Source organism: Streptomyces sp. PL-25 (assembly GCF_058344915.1).
Map to the genome: position 1 here is coordinate 1,268,235 of NZ_CP136997.1, position 17,697 is coordinate 1,285,931.

Consider the following 17,697-nt stretch of genomic DNA (forward strand, 5'->3'; position numbering starts at 1 on the left):
GCGGACCAACGTACCCGCGATGCCCTCCCGGGCACGTACCGGCTACTTCCTGGCGTCCGCCCAGGCGTGCTGGGCGGCCACGTCGGCCTTGATCTCGGCGAGCTGGACCGCGACCGCGCTCGGGGCGGTGCCGCCGCGGCCGTCGCGGGAGGCGAGGGCGCCGGGCACGTCGAGGACCGTGCGCACCTCGGGGGTGAGATGGGCGGAGATCTTGGCGAACTGCTCGTCGGTCAGCTCGTCCAGCTCCTTGCCCTCGGCCTCGGCGGCCTTCACGCACTCGCCGGCGACCTCGTGCGCCACCCGGAACGGCACGCCCTGCTTGACCAGCCACTCCGCGATGTCGGTGGCCAGCGAGAAGCCGGCCGGGGCCAGCTCCTCCATGCGCTCGCGGTGGACAGTGAGGGTGGCCATCATGCCGGTGAAGGCGGGCAGCAGGACCTCCAGCTGGTCGCAGGAGTCGAAGACGGGCTCCTTGTCCTCCTGGAGGTCGCGGTTGTAGGCGAGCGGCAGGGCCTTGAGGGTGGCCATGAGCCCGGTCAGGTTGCCGATGAGGCGGCCGGACTTGCCGCGCGCCAGCTCCGCGATGTCGGGGTTCTTCTTCTGCGGCATGATCGAGGAGCCGGTGGAGAACGCGTCGTGCAGCGTGACGAAGGAGAACTCCTTCGTGTTCCAGATGATGATCTCCTCGGCGATGCGGGAGAGGTTCACGCCGATCATGGCGGTGACGAAGGCGAACTCGGCGGCGAAGTCGCGCGAGGCGGTGCCGTCGATGGAGTTGGCCGCGCTGCCGTGCTCGAAGCCGAGGTCGCGGGCGACCGCCTCGGGGTCCAGGCCGAGGGAGGAGCCGGCCAGGGCGCCCGAGCCGTACGGCGACACGGCGGTCCGCTCGTCCCACTGGCGCAGCCGCTCGGCGTCCCGGGACAGGGACTGCGCGTGGGCGAGCACATGGTGGGCGAAGAGGACCGGCTGGGCGTGCTGGAGGTGGGTGCGGCCGGGCATCGCCACGTCCGGGTGGGCCTCGGCCAGGCCGATCAGCGCGTCCTGGAGGTCGGCGACCAGGCCGCCGATGATCCGGGCGTGGTCGCGCAGGTACATGCGGAAGAGGGTGGCGACCTGGTCGTTGCGGGAGCGGCCGGCGCGCAGCTTGCCGCCGAGGTCGGGGCCGAGGCGCTCCAGCAGGCCGCGCTCCAGGGCCGTGTGGACGTCCTCGTCGGCGACGGTGCCGGTGAAGGAGCCGTCCGCGACGTCGGCCTCCAGCCGGTCGAGTCCGGCGGTCATCCGGGTCAGCTCGTCCTCGGTGAGCAGGCCCGCCCGGTGCAGCACGCACGCGTGGGCGCGCGAACCGGCGATGTCGTAGGGCGCGAGCCGCCAGTCGAAGTGGACGGACGCGGACAGTTTCGCCAGGGCCTCGGCGGGTCCGTCGGCGAACCGGCCGCCCCAGAGCCGTACGTCACCGCTGTTGCTGCTCACTTGCGCTGCTCCTAGGGAGAGGGTGGGTGTACGAGCCGTGCTCGGTATGCATGAGTATGCAGATTCATGCATGGCTAGTCAATCGAGGCAGGCCGGTCCGGCGGGGGCCGGGGCGTTCCGGAGCCCTCGATTCCTTAGACAGTCGAAAGAGTTGCCCGGATAATGGGTGGACATGGGAAAGACGTATGAGCGCATCGACGGCAGGCTGCGCACCTTCATCGAGGAGCAGCCCCTCTTCTTCACGGCGACCGCACCGCTCTCCGGCGACGGCACGGTCAACCTCTCCCCCAAGGGCCTCAAGGGCTCCCTCGCGGTGCTCGACGGGCACACCGTGGCCTATCTGGACTTCGCCGGGTCCAACGCGGAGACCGTCGCGCACCTGCGCGAGAACGGCCGCATCACCCTGATGTGGTGCGCCTTCCAGGGGCCGCCCAACATCGTGCGGGTGCACGGCAGGGGCGAGCCCGTCTTCCGCGACGATCCGCGCTTCACGGACCTGCTCGCCCGCTTCCCCGGCATCGACCCGGCGTCGCACGGTCTGCGCGCGATCGTCGTCGTGCACGCCTCGCTGATCCGGGACACCTGCGGCTACGCGGTGCCCTTCATGACCTACGACGAGGACCGCGACCTGCACCGCAGGCGGTTCGCCCGCGAGGACGACGAGTCGCTGGACGCGTACTTCACCAAGAAGGAGCACATCGCCACCAGCCTGGACGGGCTGCCGGGGCTCCCGCTGCCGCTGCCGCCCACGCCCGCGCAGGCGGGCTGAGCGGCACCGGCGGTCAGTGGCCGTTCTGGGCCAGGCGCAGCAGATGGTCGGCGAGCGCCTGGCCGCCGGTCGGGTCGCGGCTGATCAGCATCAGGGTGTCGTCGCCCGCGATGGTGCCCAGGATGTCCTGGAGCTCGGCCTGGTCGATCGCGGAGGCCAGGAACTGGGCCGCGCCCGGCGGGGTGCGCAGGACCACGAGGTTCGCCGACGCCTCCGCCGAGATCAGCAGCTCCTGGGAGAGCCGCCGCATCCGCTCCTCCTTGGCGGACTCGCCCAGCGGCGCGCGCGGGGTGCGGAAGCCGCCCTCGCTAGGGACCGCGTAGATGAGGTCGCCCTCGTTGTTGCGGATCTTCACCGCGTTCAGCTCGTCCAGGTCGCGGGAGAGCGTCGCCTGGGTGACGCTCAGCCCGTCGTCCGCCAGCAGCTTCGCCAACTGGCTCTGCGAGCGCACCGGTTGCCGGTTGAGGATGTCCACGATCCGGCGGTGGCGTGCGGTGCGGGTCTGCGGCAGGGCGGGCCCGGCGCCCGACGCGTCGGTGTGCCCGTGGTCCTGTGCCTGACTCATCGTCGTCCCATTCTCCGGATCATGCGTCCCCGTCGGTGGTGTCCAGGATGCCGGGCAGCGCCCGCAGGAACGCGTCCACGTCGTCGTCGCCGAGGTTCAGCGGCGGCATCAGCCGGACGACGTCGGGTGCGGGCGCGTTCACGAGGAAGCCGGCCTCCTGGGCCGCCTGCTGCGCCCGCGGCGCGTGCGGCCCGGTGAGCACGATACCCAGGAGCAGGCCCGCGCCCCTGACGTGGTCGACGAGCGGGTGGCCGAGGGACTCGACGCCCTCGCGCAGCCGTTCGCTCTGCCGCTTGACGTTGTCCAGCAGCCCTTCGCCGGCGATGGTGTCCAGGACGGCGAGTCCGGCGGCGCAGGCCACCGGGTTGCCGCCGAAGGTGGTGCCGTGCTGGCCCGGCTGGAGCAGCTCGGCGGCCCGGCCGAAGGCGACGGTCGCGCCGAGCGGCAGCCCGCCGCCCAACCCCTTGGCGAGGGTGACGACGTCCGGCAGGACGCCCTCGTGGGCCTGGTACTCGAACCAGTGCCCGGTGCGGCCGAGGCCGGTCTGCACCTCGTCCAGGACGAGCAGCGCGCCGGTGGCGGCGGTGATGGCGCGGGCCGCCTTCAGATAGCCGGGGGGCGGGACGACCACGCCGTTCTCGCCCTGGACCGGCTCGATGATCACCAGCGCGGTGTCCTCGGTGACCGCGGCGGCCAGCGCCTGCGCGTCGCCGTAGGGCACATGGGTGACGTCGCCGGGCAGCGGCAGGAAGGGCTCCTGCTTGCCGGGCTGGCCGGTCAGCGCCAGGGCGCCCATGGTGCGGCCGTGGAAACCGCCCTCGGTGGCGACCATGCCGGTGCGCCCGGTGAGCCGGCCGATCTTGAAGGCGCCCTCGTTGGCCTCGGCGCCGGAGTTGCAGAAGAACACCTTGCCGTCGCGGCCGAAGTGCTGGAGGAGCCGTTCGGCGAGGGCGACGGGCGGCTCGGCGACGAACAGGTTGGAGACATGGCCGAGCGAGGCGATCTGCCGGCTCACGGCCTCGACGACCGCCGGGTGGGCGTGGCCGAGCGCGTTGACGGCGATGCCGCCGACGAAGTCCACGTACTCCTTGCCGTCGGCGTCCCACAGCCGGGTGCCCGCGCCGCGGACCAGGGGCAGGCGCGGCGTGCCGTAGTTGTTCATCAGCGCGCCCTGCCAGCGGGCGGTCAGTTCCGCGTTGCTCACGACTTCCCCTCTTCGTCCGGCACGACCATCGTGCCGATGCCCTCGTCGGTGAAGATCTCCAGCAGGATCGAGTGCTGGACCCGGCCGTCGATGACGCGGGCGGTGTTCACCCCGCCGCGCACGGCGTGCAGACAGCCCCGCATCTTCGGCACCATGCCGGCGGACAGGTCGGGCAGCAGCTTCTCCAGCTGGCTCGCGGTGAGCCGGCTGATCACCTCGTCGGAGTCCGGCCAGTCCTCGTAGAGGCCCTCGACGTCGGTGAGGACCATGAGGGTCTCGGCGCCCAGTGCCGCAGCGAGTGCCGCAGCCGCCGTATCAGCATTGACGTTGTAGACATGTCCGTCGTCCTCGGAGCGGGCGATCGAGGAGACGACCGGGATGCGGCCGTCGGCGAGCAGGGCCTCGATCGCGCCGGTGTCGATGGCGGTGATCTCCCCGACCCGTCCGATGTCGACCGGTTCGCCGTCGATCTCGGGGACGTGCCGGGTGGCGGTGATGGTGTGCGCGTCCTCGCCGGTGAGGCCGACGGCGAGCGGACCGTGCTGGTTGAGCAGGCCGACCAGCTCGCGCTGGACCTGTCCGGCCAGCACCATCCGTACGACGTCCATGGCCTCCTCGCTGGTGACGCGCAGGCCCGCCTTGAACTCGCTGACGATGCCGTGCCGGTCCAGGGCCGCGCTGATCTGCGGGCCGCCGCCGTGCACGACGACCGGCTTGAGGCCGGCGTGCCGCAGGAACACCACGTCCTGGGCGAACGCCGCCTTCAGCTCCTCGTCGACCATCGCGTTGCCGCCGAACTTGATGACCACCGTCCTGCCGTGGTGGCGGGTCAGCCAGGGCAGCGCCTCGATGAGGATCTTCGCCTTCGGCAGGGCCGTGTGCCTGCGGGTCGTGGTCATGAGGAGTACGCGCTGTTCTCGTGGACGTAGTCCGCGGTGAGGTCGTTGGTCCAGATGGTGGCGGTCTCGGTGCCCGCCGCGAGGTCGGCGACGATGTGCACCTCGCGGTAGCGCATGTCGACCTTGTCGCGGTCCTCGCCCACGCCGCCGTTCTTGCACACCCACACGCCGTTGATGGCGACATTGAGCCGGTCGGGCTCGAAGGCGGCCCGGGTGGTGCCGATCGCGGACAGGACGCGGCCCCAGTTGGGGTCCTCGCCGTGCAGGGCGCACTTGAGGAGGTTGTTGCGGGCGATGGAGCGGCCCACCTCGACGGCGTCCTCCTCGGTGGCGGCGCCCACCACCTCGACCTGGATGTCCTTGCTGGCGCCCTCGGCGTCCCCGATGAGCTGGCGGCCGAGATCGGCGCAGACGGCGCGCACGGCGTCGGCGAAGTCGTCCTCGGCCGGGGTGAGCCCGGAGGCACCCGAGGCGAGCAGCAGCACGGTGTCGTTGGTGGACATGCAGCCGTCGGAGTCGACCCGGTCGAAGGTGACCTTGGTGGCCGCGCGCAGCGCCCGGTCCAGGGCGGCGCTGTCCAGGTCGGCGTCGGTGGTGAGGACGACGAGCATGGTGGCGAGGCCCGGCGCGAGCATGCCCGCGCCCTTCGCCATGCCGCCCACCGTCCAGCCCTCGCGGGAGACCACGGACGTCTTGTGCACCGTGTCGGTGGTCTTGATGGCGATGGCGGCCTTCTCGCCGCCGTGCTCGCTCAGCGCCGCGGCCGCGGTCGCGACGCCCGGCAGCAGCTTGTCCATCGGCAGCAGCACACCGATCAGGCCGGTGGAGCAGACGGCGACCTCGCCGGCGCCGACACCGAGCACCTCGGCGGCCTTCTCGGCGGTGGCATGGGTGTCCTGGAAGCCCTTGGGGCCCGTACAGGCGTTGGCGCCGCCGGAGTTGAGGACCACCGCGGAGAGCCGGCCGGACTTCAGGACCTGCTCGGACCACAGCACCGGGGCGGCCTTGACGCGGTTGGCGGTGAAGACGCCCGCGGCGGCGCGGCGCGGCCCGGTGTTGACCACGAGGGCCAGGTCCGGGTTGCCGTTCTCCTTGATCCCGGCGGCGATGCCCGCCGCCTGGAATCCCTTGGCTGCCGTGACGCTCACGGTGCGACTCCGATCGTGGAAAGTCCGGTGGTCTCATCAAGCCCGAGGGCGATGTTCATGCTCTGCACCGCGCCGCCCGCGGTGCCCTTGGTCAGGTTGTCCAGGGCGCTGATCGCGATGACGCGGTGCGCGGCGGGGTCGTACGCCACCTGGATCTGCACCGCGTTGGAGCCGTGGACCGCGCCGGTGGCGGGCCACTGCCCCTCGGGCAGGAGGCGGACGAAGGGCTCGTCGGCGTACGCCTTCTCGTAGGCGGCGCGCACCGACTCCGCGCCGACGCCCTCCCGGGCCTTCGCGCTGCACGTGGCGAGGATGCCGCGGGGCATCGGGGCGAGGGTCGGGGTGAAGGAGACCGTGACCGGCTCGCCCGCCGCCGCGCCGAGGTTCTGCATCATCTCGGGGGTGTGCCGGTGGCCGCCGCCCACGCCGTAGGGGGACATGGAGCCCATGACCTCGGAGCCGAGCAGGTGCGCCTTGGGGGCCTTGCCCGCGCCGGAGGTGCCGGAGGCGGCGACGACCACGGCCTCGTTCTCCACGAGTCCGGCCGCGTAGGCGGGGACCAGGGCGAGGGAGGCGGCGGTGGGGTAGCAACCGGGCACCGCGATGCGCTTGGACCCCTCCAGCGCGGCGCGGCCGCCCGGCAGTTCGGGGAGGCCGTAGGGCCAGGTGCCGGCGTGCGCGGAGCCGTAGAAGCGCTCCCAGTCGGCCGGGTCCTTCAGCCGGAAGTCGGCGCCCATGTCGATGACGAGGACATCCGGGCCGAGCTGCTCGGCGACGGCAGCGGACTGGCCGTGCGGCAGGGCGAGGAAGACGACGTCATGGCCGGACAGTGCCTCGGGCGTGGTGGGCGCGAGCACCCGGTCGGCCAGCGGCAGCAGATGCGGCTGGAGCGTGCCGAGCCGTTGGCCCGCGTTGGAGTTGCCGGTCAGGGCACCGATCTCGACCCCGGGGTGCGCGAGCAGCAGACGCAGCGCTTCTCCGCCCGCGTATCCACTCGCTCCGGCGATCGCCACACGTACAGCCATGAGCCCTCCTCCTCGATGGCATGACTATACGTAGCGCTGCACGTTTATGCAATCCGGCCTTCCCGGACCGGGTCCCCCTTGGGAAGCATGATCCACCGGGAGACGACGAAGGTCACCGGGATCGCCGCCGCCGAGGCGAGCAGCGGGGCGAACCTGCTCCCGGCGTGCAGCACGTCGACGATCACATAGACCCCCACCGTGGTGATCACGAAATTGGCGGCGTTGGTGAGCGGGAACAGCAGGAATTTCCGCCAGGTCGGCCGGGTGCGATAAGTGAAACGCGCGTTCAGGAAGAAAGAACCGATCATGCTGAGGAAGAACGCCAGGACATGCGCGAGGAGATAAGGAAGACGTGTGAGGAACAACAGATAGAGAATGTAGTACGTCGCCGTGTTCAGGACGCCGACCACGGCGAAAGTGACGATCTGCCTCGCCATCGGGTTACGCATCAGGGAATGAGATCCTTCGTCCGCTCCACGTTGCTCTCCTTCACCAGGAAGTGCGGGCGGCCCTTGACCTCGTAGTAGATGCGGCCGGTGTACTCCCCGATGACCCCCAGCATGACCATCTGCACGCCCGCGAGCGCCGTGACGGCCGTGATGATGGTGACATAGCCCGGGGTCTGCACGCCGTTGACGAGCGCCGCGCCCACGATCCACGCGGTGTAGAGCCCGGCGCACAGCAGCAGCCACATGCCCAGGTGCAGCGCGGCGCGCAGCGGCCTGTTGTTGAACGAGAGCAGCCCGTCCAGACCGTAGTTCAGCAGCGACTTCAGCGTCCAGGAGCTGCTGCCGTGCTCGCGCACCGCGTTCTCGTACTCGAAGGTGGTGGTGGGGAAGCCCACCCAGGCGAACAGGCCCTTGGAGAAGCGGTTGTACTCGGTCAGCACCAGCACCGCGTCCACCACGCGCCGCGACAGCAGCCGGAAGTCGCCCACGCCGTCCTTGAGTTCCACGTCGACCAGGCGGTTGACCAGCCGGTAGTACAGACGCGCGGTGAGGGTGCGGGTGACCCGGTCGCCCTTCCGGCTGCGCCGGGCCAGGACCTGGTCGTAGCCCTGACCGCGCAGTTCGACCATGCGGTGGATCAGCTCCGGCGGGTGCTGGAGGTCGGCGTCCATGACGACCACCGAGTCCCCCGTGGCGTGGCGCAGGCCCGCCAGCAGGGCGGCCTCCTTGCCGAAGTTGCGGCTGAAGGAGACGTAGCGCACCCGCGGGTCGGCGGCGGCCAGTTGCTGGAGCAGCGGGAGCGTGCGGTCGCGGCTGCCGTCGTCGACGTACACGAACTCCATGTCGTGGCCGAGCGGCAGCAGGTCGTCGGCGACCTGCTGGACGGCCTCGTGGAAGCGTTCGATGACGTCTTCCTCGTTGTAGCAGGGTGCGACGATCGAGATGAGCATGTTCTCCCCCCGGGAGGACGGCGTCACAGAGCGCTGGTCGCGCGCTCGCGCGGGTGGGTGGACGTTCGGGACGGGTCGGGGCGGCCGGGAAGCCGCCTGCGGCGGACGGCGCCGAGGACGCCCAGAAGGGCCAGGACCAGCAGCGAGGCACCGCCGACGGCGGCCCCCAGTCGCAGGCCGGGTGGATGGAAGGTGCAGGTGAGGCTGGTCGCGGAGCCGTCCAGCGGCACGGCGATCAGGCCGTAGTACTGCTCGGCGGGCACCGCGGCCCTCCCGCCTGCGGCGCACCGCCAGCCGGCGATCCGGGGCACCGCGACGACGGCGGTGCCGGTGCTGCCGGCCGGGAGCCGGGCGTGCAGCGTGCCGCCGGAGACGCTCACCTCGCTCGCGCCGGTGGCCTTGAGATGCCGCACGGCGGCGGCCAGCCGGGCGGTGTCCAGGCAGCCGACCGCGCCGTCCGGGACCGTTCCGTTCCCCTCGACGGTCAGGTCGATCCGGAACCGCCCGCCGGCCGGAACCGTGCCGAGCCGCTGCATGGCGGCGATCTTCGCGGCGGTCGCCGTGAAGCGCGCGACGGGGCGCCGACCGCCCGGCGGGCCGCCGGCCAGTCGCGCGGTGCCCGAGAAGTGCGGTGCCCACAGATACGCCTCGCTGCCCGCGGGACAGCGGCCCGTGATCGTCGGGACACCCGCCGGGACGCCGGTGTGCGGTTTCCTGAGGACCACTCCGAGAAGGCCGTCCCGGGCGCGCGGGGGCTGCCTGCCGTCCCCGGTGCGTACGGTGACGGACGGCACGGTGTAGACCTCGGCGCCCAGCAGGACCTCCTGGTTGCGGTAGGGCGACGGGCCGAGGGCGGACACCTTGGGTTCGGCTGCCGGGACGCCGGTGCCGGAGGGGCGGACGGTGACCAGCGGGGGCACGTCCTGCCGGGTGACCGTCACCGGGGCGCGGTCCCTCGGGTTCCAGCGCTGGTGCTGGTCCGGCGGTGAGTGCAGTCTCGCCCCGATGGAGAAGAGGGCGTCCGTGACGGGGTTGTCCAGGCTCTGCACACTCCGGCCGCGGGAGGTCATGCCGTCGCCGAGGGCGGCCAGCAGGCGGCTGAGGACGTCCGCGGTCATGCTGCTGTAGTACTGGGCGCCCTGGCCGCCGACCATCAGCGGATCGTTGCCCACGGTCTGTTCCCGGCCCGGGTCGGTGCGATAGCGCGGCCAGCCGTCGACGCGGGCGACCGCCTCGGACTGCTGCCGCTGCCGGGCCCCCCAGGGGGCGTAGTCGTCCATCCGGTCGAGCCGGAGCCGGGTGTCCACGGCCGAGGTGGCCGCGGCCTCGCCGAACTGCGCCCCTACCAGCAGCACCACCGCGGCGCCCGCGAGCAGGCCGCGGCGACGGCGCCGGTCGGCGGGTGCCGGGCCGTCCGGCGAGACGGGCGGGGGCGCGTCGGGCGCGGCGGGGGGCGGCGAGACGGGCGGGTGCGCGTCGGGCGCCTGTGCCCGCCCCGCCCGGCCGAGCAGATACAGGCCGCCCAGGGCGGCGGCGGCCGTGACACCCAGGACCGGCCAGACGTAGGGGCGGATCAGGCCGCTGCCGCTCGCCACCGCGGCGATCAGCGCGAGCAGGACGGCGGCGGCGCCCAGCGCCCGCGGACCGGGCACACCGCGGGCGAGGCTGTGCCAGGCCGCGATCACCAGCAGCCCGCACAGGACGAACGACTGGCGGTAGGGGCTGCCGTTCGGCGTGGAGAAGGCGTGCCAGGCCAGATGGGTCGGCGTCCACTGCATGGACAGCAGCACGGCGACCACCAGCAGGCTCCACCCGGCACGCACGCGCTGGGGCACCCCCCGGTGGAAGGGCAGGGCGAGGGCGAGCAGCAGGGTCAGGGTGCCGACGTAGAGGGCGGGGGTGCTGAAGGCGTACGTGGTCGGCATCAGGCGGGCCAGCACGTCCTCGGCGGCCGCCGGACGGAACTGCCGCTCGGTGCCCGGGAAGGCGTGCTTGGTGCCGAAGTAGACCACCGTCACCAGCGGTGCGGCCAGGCCGACGCCGAGGGCCGCGGTCGCCGCCGCCCGCCCCAGCACCGCCGGTGCGCGCCGGCGCCATGACCCGGCGAGCCACAGCCGCAGCAGCAGCACCAGAGCGGCGCCGAGCGTGGCCATGTAGGCGGTGTAGAAGTTGGCGATCCAGGCGAGCGCCACGATCAGCACGCCCAGCGGCCCGCGCCGGCCGCTCAGCGCCCACTCCCCCACCAGGCACAGCAGCGGCAGCGCGATCAGACCGTCGAGCCACATCGGGTTGTAGGAGCCGTCCGCCAGGGACCAGCCGCACAGGGCGTACGCGGCACCCATCAGGCCCGCCCCCCACCAGCGGCCGGGACGCAGCCGCAGCAGCAGCCAGGCCATGGCCGCGCCGGCGGTCGCCGTCTTCAGCACGGTGATCACGTACACCGCGAGATCGATCTCGTCCCTCGGGAACACCGCGACGAGCAGGGCGAACGGACTGCCGAGGTACGTCCCGAGGTCGGGCAGGAAGCTGGAGCCGAAACCCGACTGCCAGTTGAGGAACAGGCCGCCGTCGGCCCGCCCGTGCAGCAGGTCCCAGAGGTGGGCGTGGAAGGGCACGTACTGGTTGCCCAGGTCGTTGACCTCCCGTGTGCGGGGGCCGAACGGATAACTGCGGGCGAGGACATCGGCGGCGCAGAGCACGGCGACGGTGATTGCCGCGGCGAGGAATGCGGCAGCCTGCCGCGGCTTGCCCCGCAGAGTCGGGCGGTTCATTCTCGACAGGCTCCCAGGAATTCCGCATGCGTTGTTTCTCGGCCAGGTACCGCTCTCCGCACCCCGCTGTTCCGCCGTCTTAGACGATTGCTCTCCCGGGTCGGTTGTACGGCCGAGGTAAAAGACTTTCCTGAACTCCCCCGATCCCAGTGGTGAATTTTCGGTAAGAGGTCGCTTGACCTGGAGCGCACTCCAGGTTCTACGGTTCTTCCATGACCAGCGGACAGCCCGCCCCGGCGGGACGGGGAACGACTCTGACCATCGCCCAGGTCGCCGAGCGCACGGGCCTCTCGCACGACACCCTGCGCTACTACGAGCGGGCCGGCCTGATCGAGCGGGTCGGCCGCACCACCGGCAACCAGCGGCGGTACGAGGCGGCGGACCTGGCCTGGCTGGAGTTTCTGCTGCGGCTGCGCGAGACGGGCATGTCGATCGCCGACATGCAGCGCTTCGCGACGCTGCGGGCCCAGGGCGACGCGACGGTGCCCGAGCGGCTGGCGATGCTGCGCGAGCACCGCGTCGGCCTGGCCGACCGCATCCGGGCGCTGCGGCGCAACGCCCACACGCTGGACGACAAGATCGATCACTATGAACGGCTGCTGCACGAGCGGCGGACGGGGACGGAAGAGCGGACATGAGCGAGAACACCACCCGGGACCAGCGCTTCGCCCACGGCCTGGAGGTGCTGCGGAGCGTCGACGGCGAGGCGGGACAGCGGGTCATCGACTCGCTCGCCGACATCAGCCCCGAGCTGGGCCACCAGATCGTCTCCTGGGGCTTCGGCGAGATGTACGCCCGCGAGGAACTGGCGCCGCGCGACCGGCAGTTGGTGACGCTGGGCATGCTGACCGCGCTCGGCGGCTGCGAGCCCCAGTTGGAGGTGCATGTGAACGCGGCCCTCAACGTGGGCCTCACTCCGGAGCAGATCGTCGAGGCGATGCTGCACGCGGCCGGCTACTGCGGCTTCCCCAAGTCCCTCAACGCCACCTTGGTGGCCAAGAAGGTCTTCGCCGAGCGGGGGCTGCTGCCGCTCGGCGAGGGGCGGTCGGGACCGGCGTCCGCCCCTGCCGCATCCTGAAGGGGATGACTCGGGCGGAGCGCGGCGGCGCGCGGACGGAGGCGGGGACGATGGGCGAGTACTGGCCGGTGCCGGACGCGCTGGCCTACCTGGCCGGACGGTGGCGGGTCGAGCGGTCGGTGCGCGACCTGACCACCGGCGACGAGGGCGTCTTCACCGGGATGACCGACTTCGGTCCGCTGGAGGGCGGCGGGCTGCTGCACCACGAGTCGGGCACCTTCGAGTGGCGGGGCACGGGCCGCCCCGCCGAGCGCACCCTGCGCTTCCTGCCCGGCGCCGCACCGGGCGGCGCGGACGTGCGGTTCGCGGACGGGCGGCCCTTCCACGACCTGGACCTGACCCTGGGCCGGTACGTCGCCGACCATCCCTGCTCGGCGGACCTCTACCGGGGCGAGTTCACCGTCCGGGACGCCGACCACTGGCGCACGGTGTGGCGGGTGGGCGGCCCGGCGAAGGACCTGGTGCTCACCACCGACTACACCCGGTGCCCGGACGGGCCGGCAGGCCCGGACGGCTCGGCCACCCGGGCCGCTCCGGGCGCGGGCGCGGGCTGAGGGCGCCGGTCAGCCCAGGGCGAGCGCCATCCACTGGCCGGGCCGCTCCAGCGGCCGGAAGCCGAGCTTCTCGTACACGCCGTGCGCGTCGTCCGTGGCCAGCACGATCCGGCGCACCCCGAGGGACCGCAGGTGCTCGCGCACGGCGGCGACGAGCGCGCTGCCGAGGCCCTTGCCGCGCACGGCCGGATCGACGTACACGTCGCACAGCCAGGCGAAGGTCGTCAGGTCGGTGACGACCCGGGCGTAGCCGACCTGCTCGCCGCGGGCCGTGTCGAACACCCCGAAGTTCAGGGATCCCGCGATGGCCCGGTCCTGTGTCTCGCGCGGGCGGCCGAGCGCCCAGTACGCGTCCGTGGAGAGCCAGCGGTGCACCCGGGCGGCATCGATGCGGTCGGGGTCGGTGGAGATCTCGTAGCCGTCGGCCGGCCGTGGGATGTCGGTCATGGCGGGAGGCTGCCAGGCCGGGCCCTCGGGTGTCGAGCGGGTTTCACGGCACCCGGGCCCGGGGGCGCGTCCTCCCCCGGCCCCGGTTCCGTACCGGTTGCCGGTTGCCGGTCGCTCAGCCGAGCACTTCGGAGCAGGCGCTCCGCAGGCGGCGTACTCCCTCGGCGATCTCGGCGCTCCCGCCGACCGCGGCGAAGCTCAGCCGGGCGTGCCCGGCCGGGGGTTCGGCGCAGAAGTAGGGGCGGCCCGGGGTGAAGGCGACGCCCGCTCGCAGCGCGGCGGCGGCCAGGGCGGTCTCGTCCGCGCCGTCCGGCAGGCGCGGCCACAGATGGTAGCCGCCCGACGGGACGTGGTCGGGGGCCAGTTCGGGCAGGTGCAGCCGCAGTGCGCTCACCATGGTGTCCCGCCGGACACGCAACTCGGCGGACAGCGCCCGCAGATGGCGCGGCCAGGCGGACGAGCCGACCAGTTCGAGGGCCGCCTCCTGGAGCGGCCGGGGCACGAAGAAGGCGTCGACCACCTGGATCGCGCGCAGCCGTTCCAGGACCGGGCCGCGCGCGGCCAGCGCGCTCACCCGGAAGCTGGGCGAGGTCGCCTTGGTCAGCGAGGCGACGTGCACCACCACGCCGTCCGTGTCGTCGGCGGCCAGCGGGGGCGGCGGCGGTCCGGCGTCCTCGTGCACCAGATGCCGTACGAAGTCGTCCTCGACGACGAAGGCGCCGGCCGCGCGGGCGGTCCGCAGCACCGCCGCGCGCCGGTCCCGGGCGAGCACCGCGCCGGTGGGGTTCTGGAACAGCGGCTGGCAGACGAAGACCCGCGCGCCGCTCGCCCGGAACGCGTCGGCCAGCAGTTCGGGGCGCACCCCGTCGGCGTCCACCGGCACCGGGACGGGCCGCAGCCCCGCCGACCGGGCGATGGCCAGCATGCCCGGATAGGTCGGCGACTCCACCAGCACCGGCGCGCCGGGCGGCGCCAGGGCGCGCAGGGCGGTGGTGAGCGCCGACTGCCCGCCCGCCGCGATCAGGATCTCGGCCGCGGTGACCGTGCCGCCGGGGCCGCCAATGCTCCGCGCGAACCACTCGCGCAGCTCGGGAAGGCCCTCCAGCGGGGGCCGTCCCCACGCGCCGGGGCGGCGGCCCGCGCGGGCGAGCGCGGCGGCCATGGCCCGCTCGGGCTGGAGCGAGGGATGCGGATAGCCGCCGCTGAACTCGATCACGCCGGGCGGCGGCACGGCGAGCGTGGCGGTCACCCCGGAGGCGTCCACCGTGCGCGGTACGAGGTCGGCGGCGCCGTCCGCGCTGAGCGCGACGGCCTGCCAGGAGGTGTCCCCGACGGCGGCGGGGGCGGCCGGCCGCGCGGCGCGGAACGCACCGGCGCCGGGACGGGTGACGACCAGGCCCTCGGCCGCCAGTCGCGCCAGGGCGCGGGAGACGGTCACCGGGCTCACCCGGTAGCGCTCCACGAGGGCTCTGCTGGACGGGAGCTTTCCACCGGGCGAGTAGCGGTCCAGCTCCTGTCGGAGGCGTTGGGCCAGTTCCCCCACACTGTTACGCTCATGCATGGAAGCACAGAGTAGCGCTACCGCGCGCGGCCGGATAGCGGTCGACGGCCAGGCCGCTTCGCCGGCCTCCTCCGGGCCCCGGTCCGGTCTCCTTCAGGCGGGCCTCGGCGTCGTCGCCTTCTCGCTCACCTTCCCGGCCACCGCGTGGGGCCTTGAGGGCTTCGGGCCGTGGTCGCTGGTGGCCGTGCGCAGCGTGCTCGCCGCGCTCGTCGCGGGCGGCTGCCTGCTCGCGACGGGAGTGCCGCTGCCGGCGCGCCGCCACTGGTTCGGCCTCGCGGTGGTGGGCGCCGGGGTCGTCCTCGGCTTCCCGCTGCTGACCACGCTGGCCCTGCGGACGTCGACGACGGCGCACGCGGCGGTCGTCGTGGGCCTGCTCCCGCTCACCACGGCGCTGCTGTCGGCCCTGCGGGTCGGCGCCCGGCCCTCGCGGACGTTCTGGGCGGCGGCGCTGGCGGGCGCGGCGGCCGTGGTCGCCTTCACCGTGCAGCAGAGCGGCGGCGCGCTGTCGGCCGCCGACGGGTATCTGTTCGCGGCGCTGCTGGTGTGTGCGGCGGGCTACACCGAGGGCGGGCGGCTGGCCCGGATCATGCCGGGCTGGCAGGTGATCGGCTGGGCGCTGGTGCTGTGCCTGCCGGTGACCGTGCCGGGGGCCGCGCTGGCGCTGGCGTACGAGCCGGTGCGGCTGGGGGCGCACGCGGTGGCCGGGCTGCTGTGGGTGACGCTGGGCTCGCAGTTCTTCGGTCTTGTCGTCTGGTACCGGGGCATGGCGGCCATCGGCATCCCCAAGGCCAGCCAGTTGCAGCTGGCCCAGCCGCTGCTCACACTGGTGTGGTCGGTGCTGCTGCTCGGCGAGCGTCTGACGCCGGCCGCACCGCTGACGGCCGCCGCCGTGCTCGTGTGCATCGCCGTCACCCAGCGGGCGCGCGGCTGACCGGGCCGCACCGGTGCCGGTCGCACACCAGGTTCCCGCCGCGCTCCGCGCCGTAGACTCGGGAACGAGGACCGCAGCTCCCCCGCATGGTGAGGAGGCCCCGCAGATGCGCGCAGCCAAAGGCGACCAGCTCGTGCAGCACGGCCGGGTGGTCGGCCAGCACGACCAGGTCAGCGAAGTGGTCGAAGTGATGGGCACGGAGGGCAGCCCGCCCTACCGCGTCCGGTTCGAGGACGGGCACGAGGCCGTGATGTCACCGGGCCCCGACTGCCAGATCCGTCATCACGAGGAACACCGGCACCAGCAGTAGCACGAGCGGCATCCGACGCGGATCCGCCGCGAGAGCCCGGCGCCCGGACGCGGTCCGCCGCGACCGGGTCCTGGGCGGACTCGAATCCGGGCGGAATCCGGGCGGACTCGGGTCCCGACAGTCCCGTCGGACGGCCCCGGCTCACTGCGGGGGCCGCGCCGACTGCCGGTAGTGGCCGGCGACGACCCGCGCCATCGCCCCGGCCGGGTCGGCGGCGACCTCCTTGGCGGAGAAGAACACATGCCCGCGCACCTGCGGGTACTTCTTCGCCAGGGTGAGGTGCCGGGACAGCTCGTCCGGGTCCCGCCAGGCGGCGCCCTGACTCGCGTCCCCCTCCTTGTACAGCGCCTCGCCCACGTACAGCTGGGTGCGGCTGCCCCGCGCCACCTCGGCCCACCAGGGCACCAGCGCGGCGTAGTCGGCGGCGCTCTGGCCGATGTTCCAGTACAGCTGCGGGACGATGTAGTCGATCCAGCCCTCGCGCACCCACCGCCGGGTGTCCGCGTACAGGTCGTCGTACGTCTGGACGCCCGCCTTGGTCGCCGAACCGCGGGCGTCCGTCGAGGCGTTGCGCCACACCCCGAACGGGCTGATCCCGAACGCGGTACCGGGCCTGATCCGGGCGACGCCGGACGCCATCTCCCGCACCAGCCGGTCGATGTTGTCGCGCCGCCAGGCGGCCCTGCTCGCGAAGCCGCCGCCGTGGCGCGCGTACGCGGCGGCGTCGTCGAAGGTCCGCCCGGCCACCGGGTACGGGTAGAAGTAGTCGTCGAAGTGGACGCCGTCGACGGGGTAGCGGCGGACCGCGTCGAGCATCGCCTCCTGCACGAAGGCCCGCACCTCGGGCAGCCCCGGGTTGTAGTAGAGCTTCCCGCCGTAGGGCACCGTCCAGCCGGGGTGCTTGCGGGCCGGGTGGGAGGCGGCGAGCCGGGACGGGTCCTCCTCCAGCGCCACCCGGTACGGGTTGAACCAGACGTGCAGCCGAAGTCCCCGCGCGTGCGCCTCCGTGACCGCGGTGCCCAGCGGGTCCCAGCCGGGGTCCTTGCCCTGGGTGCCGGTGAGGAACCGCGACCAGGGCTCGTAGGGCGAGGGCCACAGCGCGTCGGCGGCGGGCCGCGCCTGGAAGATCACGGTGTTGAGCCGGCGGCGCACCGCCGCGTCGAGCAGCGCGGTCAGCTCGCCGCGCTGGCGGGCCACGGTCAGTCCGGTGCGCGAGGGCCAGTCCCGGTTGGCCACGGTCGCCAGCCACATGCCGCGCATCTCGGTGGTGCCGTGCCCGCCGCGGGCGCCCGCGGGCGTGCCGGGCGGCTGGGGCGCCGCCGTCGCGCCCGGCGACACCGCCAGCGTCGACAGGGCGGCCACGGTGAACGCCCTCCGTGTCACTCGGCCCATCCGGAAACCCCCAGTACGCCGTGGATCCGCGCCGTCACGGACCGTGCACCGGGACAGCATGCACGACCCGGCCCGCCGATCGGCGGCACGACGGGGGTAACGTGCTCGATCGGAGCAGGCACCGCACACATGGGCCGCCTGCCACACGCCGAAGATCAGCAGCGAAAGGGACGA

At 73.2% G+C, this 17,697-nt stretch carries 18 protein-coding genes; 6 read left to right on the forward strand and 12 right to left on the reverse strand.

All coding sequences use genetic code 11. The features are described from left to right. Positions 1-42: 42 nt before the first annotated feature. Positions 43-1,470, reverse strand: coding sequence for an argininosuccinate lyase (argH, locus tag R4Z62_RS05600; protein WP_355478623.1), 1,428 nt, complete (start codon positions 1,468-1,470; stop codon positions 43-45). Between the two features lie 172 nt (positions 1,471-1,642). Between argH and R4Z62_RS05605 the strand changes: the two genes are divergently transcribed. After that, on the forward strand, positions 1,643-2,239 hold the full coding sequence (locus R4Z62_RS05605) for a pyridoxamine 5'-phosphate oxidase family protein (protein ID WP_355478621.1): 597 nt from the start codon (positions 1,643-1,645) through the stop codon (positions 2,237-2,239). Between the two features lie 13 nt (positions 2,240-2,252). Here R4Z62_RS05605 and R4Z62_RS05610 read toward each other — a convergent pair whose 3' ends face one another. From R4Z62_RS05610 to R4Z62_RS05645, 8 genes are read right to left on the reverse strand one after another with little or no spacing between them, the layout of a single operon-like run. Then, positions 2,253-2,804: an arginine repressor gene (locus R4Z62_RS05610; protein ID WP_018570281.1), complete on the reverse strand. Its 552-nt coding sequence runs from the start codon at positions 2,802-2,804 to the stop codon at positions 2,253-2,255. Between the two features lie 19 nt (positions 2,805-2,823). After that, a complete protein-coding gene (locus tag R4Z62_RS05615) occupies positions 2,824-4,008 on the reverse strand; it encodes an acetylornithine transaminase (RefSeq protein ID WP_491519252.1) in 1,185 nt (394 codons plus the stop codon). Beyond that, positions 4,005-4,907, reverse strand: a complete 903-nt coding sequence (argB, locus tag R4Z62_RS05620) for an acetylglutamate kinase (protein ID WP_064531765.1) — start codon at positions 4,905-4,907, stop codon at positions 4,005-4,007. The genes R4Z62_RS05615 and argB overlap by 4 nt, the downstream gene beginning before the upstream one ends. Continuing rightward, positions 4,904-6,055, reverse strand: coding sequence for a bifunctional glutamate N-acetyltransferase/amino-acid acetyltransferase ArgJ (gene argJ, locus R4Z62_RS05625; RefSeq protein ID WP_064531767.1), 1,152 nt, complete (start codon positions 6,053-6,055; stop codon positions 4,904-4,906). Before argJ ends, argB begins: the two co-directional genes overlap by 4 nt. After that, positions 6,052-7,080: an N-acetyl-gamma-glutamyl-phosphate reductase gene (gene argC / locus R4Z62_RS05630; protein ID WP_491519253.1), complete on the reverse strand. Its 1,029-nt coding sequence runs from the start codon at positions 7,078-7,080 to the stop codon at positions 6,052-6,054. The genes argJ and argC overlap by 4 nt, the downstream gene beginning before the upstream one ends. Before the next feature lie 44 nt (positions 7,081-7,124). After that, positions 7,125-7,529 (reverse strand): GtrA family protein, encoded by a 405-nt coding sequence (locus tag R4Z62_RS05635; protein ID WP_064531771.1) that lies wholly within the window; start codon positions 7,527-7,529, stop codon positions 7,125-7,127. Next, positions 7,529-8,479 carry a glycosyltransferase family 2 protein gene (locus tag R4Z62_RS05640; RefSeq protein WP_491519254.1) on the reverse strand — a complete coding sequence of 317 codons (951 nt, stop codon included), beginning with the start codon at positions 8,477-8,479 and terminating at the stop codon, positions 7,529-7,531. The genes R4Z62_RS05635 and R4Z62_RS05640 overlap by 1 nt, the downstream gene beginning before the upstream one ends. A 23-nt stretch (positions 8,480-8,502) precedes the next feature. Next, positions 8,503-11,250 carry a YfhO family protein gene (locus R4Z62_RS05645; RefSeq protein WP_491519255.1) on the reverse strand — a complete coding sequence of 916 codons (2,748 nt, stop codon included), beginning with the start codon at positions 11,248-11,250 and terminating at the stop codon, positions 8,503-8,505. 212 nt (positions 11,251-11,462) lie between these two features. On the opposite strand from R4Z62_RS05645, the gene R4Z62_RS05650 reads away from it, so the two are divergent. The 3 genes from R4Z62_RS05650 to R4Z62_RS05660 are packed head-to-tail and all read left to right on the forward strand — an operon-like array spanning position 11,463 to position 12,882. Next, positions 11,463-11,888 (forward strand): MerR family transcriptional regulator, encoded by a 426-nt coding sequence (locus tag R4Z62_RS05650; protein WP_064531777.1) that lies wholly within the window; start codon positions 11,463-11,465, stop codon positions 11,886-11,888. Next, on the forward strand, positions 11,885-12,328 hold the full coding sequence (locus R4Z62_RS05655) for a carboxymuconolactone decarboxylase family protein (protein WP_064531779.1): 444 nt from the start codon (positions 11,885-11,887) through the stop codon (positions 12,326-12,328). The genes R4Z62_RS05650 and R4Z62_RS05655 overlap by 4 nt, the downstream gene beginning before the upstream one ends. A 50-nt stretch (positions 12,329-12,378) precedes the next feature. Further along, positions 12,379-12,882, forward strand: a complete 504-nt coding sequence (locus tag R4Z62_RS05660; protein ID WP_491521844.1) for a DUF6314 family protein — start codon at positions 12,379-12,381, stop codon at positions 12,880-12,882. 9 nt (positions 12,883-12,891) lie between these two features. Here R4Z62_RS05660 and R4Z62_RS05665 read toward each other — a convergent pair whose 3' ends face one another. After that, entirely contained in the window at positions 12,892-13,329 is a 438-nt protein-coding gene (locus tag R4Z62_RS05665) for a GNAT family N-acetyltransferase (RefSeq protein ID WP_491519256.1), read from the reverse strand. A 115-nt stretch (positions 13,330-13,444) separates the two neighbouring features. Further along, entirely contained in the window at positions 13,445-14,890 is a 1,446-nt protein-coding gene (locus R4Z62_RS05670) for an aminotransferase-like domain-containing protein (RefSeq protein ID WP_491519257.1), read from the reverse strand. On the opposite strand from R4Z62_RS05670, the gene R4Z62_RS05675 reads away from it, so the two are divergent. Beyond that, positions 14,889-15,821: a DMT family transporter gene (locus R4Z62_RS05675; protein WP_385501095.1), complete on the forward strand. Its 933-nt coding sequence runs from the start codon at positions 14,889-14,891 to the stop codon at positions 15,819-15,821. The two genes, R4Z62_RS05670 and R4Z62_RS05675, sit on opposite strands and share 2 nt — an antisense overlap. 106 nt (positions 15,822-15,927) lie before the next feature. Continuing rightward, on the forward strand, positions 15,928-16,131 hold the full coding sequence (locus R4Z62_RS05680) for a DUF1918 domain-containing protein (RefSeq protein ID WP_064531789.1): 204 nt from the start codon (positions 15,928-15,930) through the stop codon (positions 16,129-16,131). A 141-nt stretch (positions 16,132-16,272) separates the two neighbouring features. Here R4Z62_RS05680 and R4Z62_RS05685 read toward each other — a convergent pair whose 3' ends face one another. Beyond that, positions 16,273-17,523, reverse strand: a complete 1,251-nt coding sequence (locus R4Z62_RS05685) for a glycoside hydrolase family 10-like protein (RefSeq protein ID WP_491519258.1) — start codon at positions 17,521-17,523, stop codon at positions 16,273-16,275. Positions 17,524-17,697: the final 174 nt, after the last annotated feature.

Excerpts from the sequence above, each read along its gene's own strand:
- R4Z62_RS05670 (WP_491519257.1), bottom strand. The coding sequence starts at position 14,890 with ATGCATGAGCGTAACAGTGTGGGGGAACTGGCCCAACGCCTCCGACAG.
- R4Z62_RS05685 (WP_491519258.1), bottom strand. The coding sequence starts at position 17,523 with ATGGGCCGAGTGACACGGAGGGCGTTCACCGTGGCCGCCCTGTCGACG.
- argB (WP_064531765.1), bottom strand. The coding sequence starts at position 4,907 with ATGACCACGACCCGCAGGCACACGGCCCTGCCGAAGGCGAAGATCCTC.
- R4Z62_RS05655 (WP_064531779.1), top strand. The coding sequence starts at position 11,885 with ATGAGCGAGAACACCACCCGGGACCAGCGCTTCGCCCACGGCCTGGAG.
- R4Z62_RS05680 (WP_064531789.1), top strand. The coding sequence starts at position 15,928 with ATGCGCGCAGCCAAAGGCGACCAGCTCGTGCAGCACGGCCGGGTGGTC.
- R4Z62_RS05645 (WP_491519255.1), bottom strand. The coding sequence starts at position 11,250 with ATGAACCGCCCGACTCTGCGGGGCAAGCCGCGGCAGGCTGCCGCATTC.
- argC (WP_491519253.1), bottom strand. The coding sequence starts at position 7,080 with ATGGCTGTACGTGTGGCGATCGCCGGAGCGAGTGGATACGCGGGCGGA.
- R4Z62_RS05640 (WP_491519254.1), bottom strand. The coding sequence starts at position 8,479 with ATGCTCATCTCGATCGTCGCACCCTGCTACAACGAGGAAGACGTCATC.
- R4Z62_RS05605 (WP_355478621.1), top strand. The coding sequence starts at position 1,643 with ATGGGAAAGACGTATGAGCGCATCGACGGCAGGCTGCGCACCTTCATC.
- R4Z62_RS05650 (WP_064531777.1), top strand. The coding sequence starts at position 11,463 with ATGACCAGCGGACAGCCCGCCCCGGCGGGACGGGGAACGACTCTGACC.
- R4Z62_RS05660 (WP_491521844.1), top strand. The coding sequence starts at position 12,379 with ATGGGCGAGTACTGGCCGGTGCCGGACGCGCTGGCCTACCTGGCCGGA.
- R4Z62_RS05635 (WP_064531771.1), bottom strand. The coding sequence starts at position 7,529 with ATGCGTAACCCGATGGCGAGGCAGATCGTCACTTTCGCCGTGGTCGGC.
- R4Z62_RS05665 (WP_491519256.1), bottom strand. The coding sequence starts at position 13,329 with ATGACCGACATCCCACGGCCGGCCGACGGCTACGAGATCTCCACCGAC.
- R4Z62_RS05675 (WP_385501095.1), top strand. The coding sequence starts at position 14,889 with ATGGAAGCACAGAGTAGCGCTACCGCGCGCGGCCGGATAGCGGTCGAC.
- R4Z62_RS05610 (WP_018570281.1), bottom strand. The coding sequence starts at position 2,804 with ATGAGTCAGGCACAGGACCACGGGCACACCGACGCGTCGGGCGCCGGG.